The organism is Paenibacillus aurantiacus (assembly GCF_042431225.1).
Classification (GTDB): Bacteria; Bacillota; Bacilli; order Paenibacillales; family Paenibacillaceae; genus Paenibacillus_Z; species Paenibacillus_Z aurantiacus.
On record NZ_JBHMDO010000029.1, the window covers coordinates 96,946 to 108,911 of the forward strand.

Annotated in this window: 9 protein-coding genes; all 9 read left to right on the forward strand. The window is 52.0% G+C overall.

Annotated features, from left to right (window positions below):
* The first annotated feature begins 191 nt into the window (after nucleotides 1–191).
* The 9 genes from ACFFSY_RS17745 to ACFFSY_RS17785 all read left to right on the forward strand — a co-directional run bounded on the left by ACFFSY_RS17745 (nucleotide 192) and on the right by ACFFSY_RS17785 (nucleotide 11,639).
* Entirely contained in the window at nucleotides 192–2,003 is a 1,812-nt protein-coding gene (locus ACFFSY_RS17745; RefSeq protein ID WP_377496407.1) for a cache domain-containing sensor histidine kinase, read from the forward strand.
* Nucleotides 2,000–3,583 (forward strand): response regulator transcription factor, encoded by a 1,584-nt coding sequence (locus ACFFSY_RS17750; RefSeq protein ID WP_377496409.1) that lies wholly within the window; start codon nucleotides 2,000–2,002, stop codon nucleotides 3,581–3,583. The genes ACFFSY_RS17745 and ACFFSY_RS17750 overlap by 4 nt, the downstream gene beginning before the upstream one ends.
* 140 nt (nucleotides 3,584–3,723) lie before the next feature.
* Nucleotides 3,724–5,598, forward strand: coding sequence for a sugar-binding protein (locus tag ACFFSY_RS17755; RefSeq protein ID WP_377496411.1), 1,875 nt, complete (start codon nucleotides 3,724–3,726; stop codon nucleotides 5,596–5,598).
* 199 nt (nucleotides 5,599–5,797) lie between these two features.
* Entirely contained in the window at nucleotides 5,798–7,111 is a 1,314-nt protein-coding gene (locus ACFFSY_RS17760; protein WP_377496413.1) for an extracellular solute-binding protein, read from the forward strand.
* A 68-nt stretch (nucleotides 7,112–7,179) separates the two neighbouring features.
* Nucleotides 7,180–8,049 (forward strand): carbohydrate ABC transporter permease, encoded by an 870-nt coding sequence (locus ACFFSY_RS17765; RefSeq protein ID WP_377496415.1) that lies wholly within the window; start codon nucleotides 7,180–7,182, stop codon nucleotides 8,047–8,049.
* Between the two features lie 12 nt (nucleotides 8,050–8,061).
* Nucleotides 8,062–8,919 carry a carbohydrate ABC transporter permease gene (locus ACFFSY_RS17770; protein ID WP_377496417.1) on the forward strand — a complete coding sequence of 286 codons (858 nt, stop codon included), beginning with the start codon at nucleotides 8,062–8,064 and terminating at the stop codon, nucleotides 8,917–8,919.
* Nucleotides 8,920–8,944: 25 nt separating this feature from the next.
* A complete protein-coding gene (locus tag ACFFSY_RS17775; RefSeq protein ID WP_377496419.1) occupies nucleotides 8,945–10,432 on the forward strand; it encodes an alpha-N-arabinofuranosidase in 1,488 nt (495 codons plus the stop codon).
* Between the two features lie 319 nt (nucleotides 10,433–10,751).
* Nucleotides 10,752–11,183 (forward strand): MarR family transcriptional regulator, encoded by a 432-nt coding sequence (locus tag ACFFSY_RS17780; protein ID WP_377496421.1) that lies wholly within the window; start codon nucleotides 10,752–10,754, stop codon nucleotides 11,181–11,183.
* A gap of 21 nt (nucleotides 11,184–11,204) precedes the next feature.
* The gene (locus ACFFSY_RS17785; protein ID WP_377496423.1) at nucleotides 11,205–11,639 is read left to right on the forward strand and encodes a flavodoxin domain-containing protein; all 435 of its coding nucleotides are present in this window, start codon (nucleotides 11,205–11,207) and stop codon (nucleotides 11,637–11,639) included.
* Nucleotides 11,640–11,966 lie beyond the last annotated feature (327 nt).

The following is an 11,966-nucleotide window of genomic DNA, read 5'->3' on the forward strand; positions in this document are numbered from 1 at the left end:
ATAAGTAGCTAGACCAAGAAGCTGCCCGAATTCACATTCGCGGCGGCTTCTTTGGGCTTGAAAGAAGTCGAAGCGCGCCATGATGCTTGCATGAAGAGGTAAAGATTGGCGGGGTTAGGTAAAGAGATGAACCTTGTACTCGAATCGGAAGTTACAACAAAATGAGAACAGGCAAGAACGGAGGTGCGGCGTTGCTACGAACGGTTAGAATCATGAACGCTTCCATTCGCGGGAAGCCAATCAAGTTGGCGCTCAAAATCCCATTTTACTATTTTCTCGTGATCTTGCTTTCGGTCGCTTTCAGCTATGTCGTCTTCAATCAAATCTCGACTAATTCGGCGCAGAACAAAATAAACGAAGCCTCCTTGCAAACGCTTACCTCCATCCAAACCAACGTCGAATTCATGGTGGGTAACGTGAATAACTACTCCAAGATGATCTTTTCGGATGAAAATTTGCAAAACTTGTTACGACAGGGGAATGTATACGCCAATCTGCAAACGCAGTCCAAAGTCAGCCTGTATTTGTACAATCTTATGCAAGCGGTTCCGATTATCGATTCCGTCTATATATTCGACAATTCGGGCAATCTGTTCTCCGTCGGTACCGAGCAATCTCCGACTTTCACGAGGGCGAACGTTCAGGATGCGCAGTGGTACTCGGAAGCGGTAGCCGAGCAAGGGAAATATATCTTGAAGTTAAATGGAAGCGGGGCATTCTCGGAACACGCCGATCAAAATTTCGTATCCTTCATCCGGCTGATTCGAGATCTTGACGACACTTCGCCTCTCGGCGTGCTGGTCATCAATATCAAGGGCGAGGCTTTCGTAAAGGCGTATTCCGAACTACCGAATCAGAACGCCTTGGCATTCGCGATTATGGACGAGCATAATCAGATGATCGCCGCCAATGCGACGGAGGAGGTTCCTTTCGCGCTGTTCGAGCAAGCGCTTGCGTCGGAGGATCAGAATAGGAAGCCAACTTTGCTGCAGACAACCGCGGGCTTCTTTCCTCTGAAATCCGGGTCCCAGTCCTATACGGCATCCGTTCTGTCGGGCGGGAGTTATTCGTGGAAATTCGTGAGCATCACGCCGCATAATGCCATCCGTACGGTCAATAAATCGCTTGTACTGCTGGCGCTTGCGCTGCTCATTATCAACGGAGCCGTCTTCTTCGTGACTTCCTTCATGATTTCGCGCAGTATTATTCAACCGATCCACCGGCTGCTGCGATCGATGACCAAAGCCAAAAGCGGCAGTTTCCAGAAAGTTCCCGCAACGCGCAACAGCTACGAATTTCAGCAGCTTTTCATCGGCTACAATAACATGATCGAACAAATCGATCAGCTGCTGAAGCGGATTATCGAAGAACAGAACACGATTCGCAAAGCGGAGTTGAATACGCTGCAAGCCCAAATCAAGCCGCATTTTCTATATAACACGCTCGACTCGATTACGTCGCTTGCGTTGTCCGGATTGAACGATCAGGTATGCGACTTGCTGGAGGCGCTGGGCGGCTACTATCGCGCGAGCGTCAGCAAAGGACGGGATATCATCACGGTCGGCGAAGAAGTCGAGATGGTGCGCAACTATTTAAAAATCCAAAAAGCGCGATATCGGGATATTTTCGAGGTGGAATACGACGTGGACGAAAGCTGCTGCCCCTATAGCATTCCGAAGCTGGTCTTGCAGCCGCTCGTCGAGAATTCGCTTTATCACGGCATTCGGTCCAAAGGAACGAAGGGGACGATTCGCATCCGCGCGCACCGCTCGGGCGGGATGTTGACGATATCCGTCGCCGATGATGGTCTTGGCATGGCGGAAGAAGAAATCGCGCGCATTATCGCCTCGGAGAGAAACGGGCAAGTCCAGAGTTTTGGGTTGTGGGGCACCCTGGAACGATTGCGCATTTTTTACGATGATCGCAGCCATTTCAAAATTGACAGCGAGCCGGGCAAGGGAACGGCGATCACGTTATTCATACCCGTAGGAGAAGAGGCATGATGGACAAGCTAAAGGTTCTGATCGTGGACGACGAATATCTCATTCGGAATTTGATCCGGATGCGCATCGACTGGGAGCAGCAAGGGATGACGATTATAGGCGAAGCTTCCAACGGGCACGAAGCGCTCGAATTGGTGGATGTATGGAGACCGGATATGATCCTTACCGATATTTACATGCCGGTCATGAACGGGATCGAGCTCAGCGGCATGGTCTTGGAGAAATATCCGACGACCAAAATCGTGATCGTGACCGGACATGACGAGTTTGAATACGCGCGCAAAAGCATCCAGCTCGGGATATCGGACTTCATTCTAAAGCCGATCCGCGCTGCGGAACTGCTCCATGTGACGGACAAGCTAAAACTCAAAATTGAAGAAGAGCGTGCGCGCGTTAGAGAGCTGGAAAGGCTGAAGGAAGACTTGGAGCGGAATTGGCCGTATTTGAAGGAGAAGTTCCTGAATCAATGGTTAACCGGCATGCTGTCCTCGGAAGATATTCGGCAAAAGGCGGATTACTTCCGTATTCCTCTCCATCCGGCCGTCTCGCTCCAGGTTGCGGTGATCGAGATGATCCCGGTATCCGAGCATCTATCCGAAGAGCAGCTGCTACTGATGCGGATGGAAGGCAAGAAAAAGACGGAGGCCTTCTTCCGGTACGAATCGGACGTAATCATCTTACTGGATGCCCGCAACCACATCGTCGCCATCGCCATCGATCGGGACGCCGCGTTCGTAAGCAAGTGCCACAAGCTTCAATCCGACCTCATCACGGCTTATCCATGCGTCGCCAATATCGGGATCGGACGGAAACATTCGGAGCTGCAGGAGTTGAGCCTTAGTTATCAGGAAGCTTCCCGCGCGCTCCAATATAAACACTTCGTCGGCAAAAACCAGGTTGTCTGCTACGAAGACGTCGTCGATCATAGTGGACTGCCTTATCGTTCCGACCCGGACCTGCTCAAGCAGCTGCAGTTCCATGTCAGCATCGGATCGTCCGAACGAGCGGTTGAGATTCTTCATGCTATTTTCGGCGCGTCGTTCTCCAGCGTATCGCAATTTCGCTTGGCAGCGATGGATGTCATCGCGGAATGTCAGCATGCGGCGATCGAACAGCAGATCGAGCATGAGCGCGTGTTTCATCAGGCTACGCTGATGTCCATGCTTAACGCGGATCATTTGCCCGAGTTGAAAACCGCATTAACCCATTACGTCGTTCAACTTGCAACGACCATCCTTTCCAAAAAAGAAGCCCATGAAGGCAGCCTCGTTAGTCGCGTGAAATCGTATCTCGAGCAGAACATGAGCGATCCGGATTTGGGACTTACGAGCACCGCAGCGGCATTTTTCATCAGTCCGGGGCATTTGGGGAGGCTGATGAAGAAGGAAACGGGCCAAACCTTCGTGGAGTATCTTACGAATATTCGCATGAAAAGGGCGGAGACGCTGCTCAAGAGGACGGATCTAAGAGGTTATGAGGTAGGGGAGCAGGTGGGGATTGCGGATCCCCATTATTTCAGCATCGTATTCAAAAAAAATATCGGCAGATCGGTCAACGAATACCGAAGCCTGAAATCCTAACGGTAGATGCTCGAATAATGAAAGCGGATGCTCGTATTTTGAATGGAGTGCGGATGGCTTCCTCCCTAAAATAAGAGGAACAGCAACGATTCACCTGAGGAGGATGAAATTGAAAGCGCTACAAAAAAGCAGAGGAGGAGATGTTTTTGAAGAAGCGAACAAAGCTGATGATGAAGCCGGTCATGATGGCGGCCGTCGCAGCTATGGTGTTGACGAGCGCTATAGGTTCGGGGTCTGATGTTTCTGCAGCCCCAGCTCAAGGGATGCCTGTAGCCAAGGAGACGGGCGCCGCCAACGAGATCGCCAAGAAACCGGCGCCCGGCCCGGCGAAAGTACCCGTAGATAAGAATGGATTGGATGCCCAGGGAAGGATGGTGGCTTATTTCGGATCGCCCGTGATTGACGGAAGCATAGATAAAGCATGGAGCAGCGCGCAGACGGTCACCCCCAAATATGCTTCAAGCAAAGCGGAGGCTTCCGTTGTATTTAAAACGTTGTGGGATGAACATGCGCTGTATATTCTAGCAGAAGTCAAGGACCCGCATTTATCCGTCAAATCCGGTACTCCCTACATGCAAGATTCCGTGGAGATCTTCGTGGACGAGAACAACGACAAGACGCAAGAATATGGCGTCGATGACATGCATATTCGCGTGAATTACGAAAATAAGCTGTCCGTGGATAACGGCAATGCCGAACGGGTCTATACATCGGCGAGAAAGTCGGAGAGCGGCTATGTAATCGAAGCCAGAATCGCGCTCAAGACGAAGCCGGACAACGGAAAGGCGCTAGGCATCGAGCTTCAGTTGAATGACGCGAAAGAAGCGGAACGAGTCGGCACGATCAATGTCTTCGATTCGACGGGCAGCGCTTGGAATGATACGCGGAAATTCGGCGCGGTCCTTCTTGCCGGCAAGACGAAGGGAGCGGTAAGCGGACCCAATCCATACGATCTCTTAAATCTCATTCAACAGGCGCTGAAGCTTGATTTCTCGCTTTATAAAAATTCTGCCAGCGTACAGGATGCCATTATGGACGTCATGGCCGAAAGCGTGATCTATGACGATAAAACCACCCAAGCGCGATTGGACGAACACTATGCGGCGATCAAGGAGGCAATAAGCAAGTTGGAGATGACGGAAGAAGCGGCGAACGAGAAATATTTCAAGGCGGTTCCGGACGAATATCGGCTGGAGAGCAATAAGCCGGGTGCGATTGAACGCGTGGCGTACAAAGCGCCAAATTTAACGAACGGTACGGACGATAAGAAGCTGAATGTGTATCTTCCGCACGGTTACGATCCTTCCGATACGAATAAGAAATATAACGTCCTCTATCTCATGCATGGCGGAGGGGAGAACGAGGACCTTCTCTTCGGCGGACCTGGTCAGAGCAAAGAGTTGAAGCGAATCTTGGACAATATGATCGCAAACGGCGATATGGAACCGATGATCGTGGTGACGCCTACGTTCTATGGCGGCAAGAACGATACCGCCCTGTTCCATGAGGAATTGATTTCGACCATTGTTCCTTTGGTGGAGACCAAGTACCATACCTATGCGAAATCCGCGAGTTTGGACGACTTGAAAGCATCCAGGGCGCATCGGGCATTCGGCGGCTTCTCCATGGGTTCCGTCACGACGTGGTATACCTTTATCCATTGCCTTGACTATTTCAAGTATTATATGCCGCTCAGCGGCGACAGTTGGGTATTAGGTCAGGCGGCAGGCGGCAGCAAGGCCAAAGAAACGGCGGAATACCTTGCCAAGGTTGCCAAAGACGCCGGCTATACGCCGCGGGATTATTACGTGTTCGCGGCCACGGGCAATCTGGATATCGCCTATCCGAACTTGAAGCCGCAGATCGATGCCATGAAGCAATTGACGGATACCTTCGTCTATTCTTCGGATACGACAAAAGGGAATTTCTATTTCATCGTCGGCGATGGCGGCACGCATGCTTGGAATTGGGTGAACCAGTATATTTATGACATTCTGCCGGATCTATTCCAATAGGTCAGCCTAGTGAAGCCTAGCCTCCCGCAGGGGCTAGGCTATTTTTATACGTTCTTAGAGAGACCGAAGGATACCGCCGATTGTGCGGCTAGATGTTCGAATTTTGAAAGCGGATGCAGGTATTGTGAATGGAGTAATCCTGCCGAGACTCTTAAAATGTGAGAAGTAACAACGATTCTGCCGGGGAGGTTATCAAAAGATGAAAGCGTTACTAAAAAGGTCGATGGGGGTTGTACTGGCTGTGGGCGTCGCAGGCAGCTTAGCCGCATGCTCGTCTCAGTCTTCGGGGGAGAAGGAATCGGGCGGGAACGGCACGGTGAAACTGACCCTCTGGGATCAATCTGTAGGCAATACGGACCCGACGGCCAAATTATTGCCTGAAATTATCGAGAAATGGAACAACGATCATCCCGACATTCAAGTCGAACGGACCGGTACGACCGGCGAGCAGTATAAGACCAAAATCAAGACCGCGCTCGCGGCGAACGAGGCGCCCGACGTATTCTACGGCATGGGCGGCGGCAGCTTTATGCAGCCTTACATCAAGTCCGGCAACGTGCTCGACATTACGAGCTATGTCACGGACGACATCAAGGCGAAGATGGCGCCGGGGATGCTGGAGGGCATTACGACTAACGGGAAAATCTACACGCTGCCGGTCTATACGCATATCGCGAGCCTTTACGTCAATACCGAGCTATTCGAGAAAGCCGGCGCCAAAATCCCGACCACCTATGCGGAGCTGCTCGACGCGGTCTCGAAATTGAAGGACGCGGGCATTACGCCGGCGCTCATCGGCGAGAAGGATCGCTGGCCGGGCATGTATTGGTACGACCTCATCGCGATGCGCCAGGCAGGCAATGACGCGGTTCTGGCGGCATTCAAGGATCCTTCCAAGTGGAATTCGCCGGACTTCGTCGCCGCAGCCGCCAAAATGCAGGAGCTCGCGAAAGCCGGCGCCTTCAACGGCAGCATGTTCAGCATGAGCTACGACGAGATGCTCGGCGCCTTCAATGCGGGCAACGGGGCCATGATGGTCCAGGCGAACTGGGTGAATGGCGGCATCGAGGACGCTTCGTCCGCCGTCAAGGGCAAGGTTCAAGTCGTTCCTTTCCCGATCTTTGAAGACGGCAAGGGGAAGAACACCGAGATTTTCGGCGGAGGCCAGGACGGCTTCTATGTCAGCAATTCCTCCAAATACCAGAAGGAAGCCGTTGAATTCCTCACGTATCTGAGCATGGAGCTTGGCACGAAAGGATTCCAGGCTGGCGCTGGACTACCGTGTTGGAATACGGACAGACTCGACACGTCCAGTCTATCCGAACTCGACCAAGCCGCCGCGGAAATCATGAAGACGGGGAACTCGTTCATTACGTGGTGGGACAATATTCTCCCGGCTGAATCGGCGGATACGCACAAAAACTTGATCGCGCAGCTATTGTCAGGGGAGATCACCCCGGAACAATTCTCCGAGCAGATGGCGCAGCTGAAAGCGACGGAGCTGGATCTTTGATCCGGACCTTATCCGAAATCCGATGTGGTTAGGGAAATCCTAACCACATCTTTGATAGGAGAACCATGATGAATACTGTATTTTCGAATAAAACGGCGATTTGCATATTCGTTCTACCGACGCTCCTCATTTTTTGCGGCATCGTTCTGGTTCCGATTTTCGTCTCCAGCTATTATAGCCTGCTCGATTGGAATGGCGTAGGCAAAGGCACATTCATCGGTCTGCGAAATTATGTTGAAATGTTCTCTGATACGCGGGCCTTGCACGCGATGAAAAATTCGCTATTGTTTGCGGCTGCCTCGGTGTTCATTCAATTGCCGATTTCTCTTCTGCTGGCCCTTATTCTTGCATCGGCCGTGAAGGGAGAAGGGGTTTACCGTACGGTCTATTTCATCCCGGTTCTGATCTCTACCGTTGTGATTGCGCAGCTATGGTCGAAAATCTACAACGCGGACTATGGTCTTCTGAACACGCTGCTTAAGGAAGTAGGACTATCCGGTTGGGCGCAAGACTGGCTGGGGCAGAAGAAGACAGCGCTTATCTTCTCCTTTATTCCGACCCTGTGGCAATATATCGGTTATCATATGCTGCTCATGTACGCCGGAGCGAAGTCGATCTCGCAGGATATATTCGAAGCGGCCAAGATTGACGGGGCTTCCCGCGTGCGTACGGCGTTATCCATCACGATTCCTTTGATGAGGCCGATTCTCAAAGTCTGTCTGGTCTTCTCGATTATCGGGGCATTCAAGGTGTTCGATCTGGTCTACGTGTTGACCGGCGGAGGGCCGTTCTTCTCCACCGAAGTGCCGAGCACGCTCATGTACACCACGATTTTCGATACGTACAGATACGGTTACGGAAGCGCGTTATCCGTCTTTATTATCGCGGAATGCCTCGTGTTTACGGTTCTAATCAACACATTCTTCAAAACCGAATAGGAGGTGAGCAAAGTGGGCGCAGCAGAAGCTGCTATGCAAAGAAAGCCAAGGCTCGCAGGTAAAATCATCATGCAAGCGTTTTTGATCGTAGTGGCGATCACGCAGATTTATCCTCTCGTTTGGCTGGCTTTTTTCTCTTTGAAAGATAACGGCGAGATTTTTAGCGGCGATGTGCTGGGACTCCCCAAGAAGTTCCTCTGGAGCAATTATGTCAAGGCATTCACGGAAGGCCAAGTGCTCACCTACTTCTTCAATAGCGTGTTGGTCACCGCGGTTACCATTCTGCTAGTCGTGGTGCTGGCCTCGATGACCGGTTATGCCATCACGCGGATGAACTGGAAATGGAACAATTTGACGATGATGCTCATTCTTCTCGGGATGATGGTGCCGATTCACGCGGCTTTGCTGCCGCTATTCATGGTGCTGAAAAACTTGAAGATGTTGAATACGTATTGGGCCTTGATTATCCCTTATGTCGCTTTCGCGATTCCGATGGCGGTGTTCATCCTTGCCAGCTTTTTCAAAGGCATTCCCCGCGAGATGGAAGAATCCGCGGTCATCGATGGATGCGGCATCTACCGGACTTTCCTGTTCATCGTATTCCCGCTCGTTCGTCCTGCGGTGGCGACGGTATCGATCTTTACCTTCCTGTCCTCTTGGAACGAATTAATGTTCGCGGTGACGTTCATTAACGACGCGTCCATGCAGACGCTGACGGTCGGGATGATGTCCATGGTCGGCACTTATATCACGCAATGGGGCATTATCGGCGCGGGTCTGATGATTACGACAATACCGACGATCGTCATTTATTTGCTGCTTAGCAAACAAGTCCAGAACAGCATGATTGCCGGCGCCATTAAAGGATGAGCAAGTCAAGAAGGGGAGACATGGCATGCGTACAACGATCACCGTCAATACCGATCTAACGGCCGGCACGATCAGCCGGCATCTATACGGGCAGTTCGCCGAACACCTTGGCCGCTGCATTTACGAAGGCATGTGGGTCGGAGAGGATTCGCCGATTCCGAATACGCGGGGTATCCGCAACGATGTCTTGGAGGCGCTGCGCAACCTCTCCATTCCGGTGCTCCGTTGGCCGGGCGGCTGCTTCGCCGACGAGTATCACTGGAAGGATGGCGTCGGCCCGAGGGACGGGCGCAAGCGCATGGTGAACACGAATTGGGGCGGCGTCGTCGAGAATAACCATTTCGGCACGCACGAGTTCTTCGATCTGTGCGAGCTGCTCGAGACAGAGCCTTACATATGCGGCAACGTGGGCAGCGGATCGATTCAGGAAATGCAAGAATGGATCGAGTACATGACTTTCGACGGCGAATCGCCGATGGCGAACTGGCGGAAGGCGAATGGCCGCGAAAAGGCGTGGAAGCTGAAGTATTTCGGCGTCGGCAATGAGAATTGGGGGTGCGGCGGCAACATGCGGTCCGAGTATTACGCCGACGAGTACCGTCGCTACCAGACTTACGTGCGGAATTACGGCGACAACCGGATCTATAAAATCGCGGGCGGCGCGAATACCGACGATTACGGCTGGACCGAGACGATGATGCGGGAGGCGGGCCCGCTCATGGATGGCCTGAGCCTGCATTATTACACCGTGCCCGGAGGCTTCGAACTGAAGCGGCCGGCTATCGGCTTCGACGAAGCCGAATGGTTCGAGACGATGCAGCAAGCGCTTCGCATGGACGAGTTAATTACCCGCCATTCCGCGATCATGGACCGCTATGATCCGAACAAGCGAATCGGCTTGATCGTGGACGAATGGGGCACCTGGTTCCGGGTAGAGCCGGGCACGAACCCCGGCTTCCTCTACCAGCAGAACTCCTTGCGGGACGCGCTCGTGGCAGGGCTTCATTTTCACGTATTCCAGCGGCATTGCGACCGCGTTCACATGGCGAACATCGCCCAGACGGTCAATGTGCTGCAGGCGATGATCTTCACCGAGGGCGCCGACATGCTGGTGACCCCGACGTATCACGTCTTCGAGATGTTCAAGGTGCATCAGGACGCGGAGGCGCTTGCGCTTCATCTCGACACCGGCGAGTACCGCTCGGGAAGCGAAGCGATTCCTCAAGTCAGCGTATCCGCGTCCAAGCGTGCCGACGGCACGATCGATATCAGCCTGTGCAACGTCGACCCGATCGGCGAAGCGCCTGTCGGGCTGCGGCTGCGTGGTTTGACGGGCACCCCGGCGGTGAGCGGGCGAGTGCTGACGCATGCGGACATGAACGCGCACAATACGTTCGAGCGGCCGGAGACGGTGGCGCCGCAGCCGTTCGACGGGGTGTCGGACATTACTCCGGAAGGGCTGTCCGCGACATTGCCGCCGATGTCGATCACGGTGCTTACGCTGCGCTTCTAAGCAGGCGTTGCGCTAACAACGGATGCAAGGGCGGATCAAGCGGAGAAAAGTTCGAATTATTGTCGGATGACAAAAACATACGCAAGTAGAGATCCGCTAATAAGGCGGATCTTTTTTTTGGATACATGTCAGAAGCGGTGATGGTTAATGAAAAGCTGCATATTCTTCGATCGGTAAGTTGATTTATTTCCCATAATCAAGTATCTTGTTTATAAAGTATCTTGATCATCGAGATAATATAATCCTAAGAGGTGACAGCCATTTGTCAAGTGAACGGCACATACAAACCACGGAGCAGCAGGAAACTTTCACATTACGCATGCGAGGCTTAGGAACTCGAACGGTGTTATATCAACAGAGTGTCGCGACCGCGCTCGGGTTATACAATAATGATTTCTTATCTATCGATATCCTGCACGAGAAAGGCCCGATTACGGCAGGCGAGCTCTCGAAACTAACCGGGCTGACGACAGGCAGCGTTACCGCATTAATCGATCGGCTGGAGAAGAACGGCTTTGTTCAAAGACAGCCTGACCCTAATGATCGCCGCAAGGTGATTATTGTTCCTCTGTATGAGGAAAAGGAAGACGTCAGCCGAACGTACCTCCAACTTCATGCGGAGATGGTGAAACTAGCTTCATCCTACACGGAGGAAGAACTCGAGCTCATTACGCAATTTCTTGGCCGAGCGAGCGCGGTCTTGGAGGATCAGATCCATCATCTTCATTCGAATGCGCGCAACAAATCATAAAGAGATCAGGGTGGGTTAAAAATGGCGGTACTCGTTCTATTCGCAACCAAAACCGGAGCAACGACGCAATGCGTAAACGTCTTGTCGGAGCAACTATCGGATTGTACGACATGCAACTTGGAGGAAGACAAGCCCGATATCGGGAAGTTTGACCGCATCATCCTAGGGGCGGGAGTCAGAGACGGGAGAATTTACAAGCCGATTCGGGATTTCATAAAAAAAAACCATAACGAGCTCTTAAAGAGGGATATGGGATATTTTATTTGCAACGAGAAGCCTAAGGAGACGGTTGAAATTATCGAGAAGAATATTCCAGCCGACCTAAGAGAAGCAGCGCGCTGTATTGAATCGTTCGGCGGATATAAAGCCTACAAAGCGCCCAAGGAAGGCGCGGATCAGCTGCAGGGGATTTTCGTCGATAAAATCAAAGCTTTCGCCGAGAAGTTCGCGCAGTAACAAATAAGAGCCTATCAATCCGCTCGAGAGGAATGACAGGCTCTTCTTTGTTAAGAACTCCTCCCCGTGCTGGTTTATAGACTTTTCTTTCGTTCATCCTGACGGAATGGCAGTTTGATTTAGCTCCCTATTAGGAGCATTTTCCTAGCATTAGTTATGGACATGCTTGGGAAAATCTCTATAATAGTGAACGAATGAGCTTCTTCAGCGTTGGCTTATTCCAGAAGGGGGAACACGTTCCGTGCAGCAGCGACATAGCATACCCTCTTATCTCTTTCTATTATCAGGATGTTACTTACTTATCCAATGTTGTGCGGCTATTCTTCT

Coding starts and splice junctions, on each gene's coding strand:
- ACFFSY_RS17755 (WP_377496411.1), top strand. CDS start 3,724: ATGTTTTTGAAGAAGCGAACAAAGCTGATGATGAAGCCGGTCATGATG.
- ACFFSY_RS17765 (WP_377496415.1), top strand. CDS start 7,180: ATGAATACTGTATTTTCGAATAAAACGGCGATTTGCATATTCGTTCTA.
- ACFFSY_RS17750 (WP_377496409.1), top strand. CDS start 2,000: ATGATGGACAAGCTAAAGGTTCTGATCGTGGACGACGAATATCTCATT.
- ACFFSY_RS17785 (WP_377496423.1), top strand. CDS start 11,205: ATGGCGGTACTCGTTCTATTCGCAACCAAAACCGGAGCAACGACGCAA.
- ACFFSY_RS17775 (WP_377496419.1), top strand. CDS start 8,945: ATGCGTACAACGATCACCGTCAATACCGATCTAACGGCCGGCACGATC.
- ACFFSY_RS17780 (WP_377496421.1), top strand. CDS start 10,752: ATGCGAGGCTTAGGAACTCGAACGGTGTTATATCAACAGAGTGTCGCG.
- ACFFSY_RS17760 (WP_377496413.1), top strand. CDS start 5,798: ATGAAAGCGTTACTAAAAAGGTCGATGGGGGTTGTACTGGCTGTGGGC.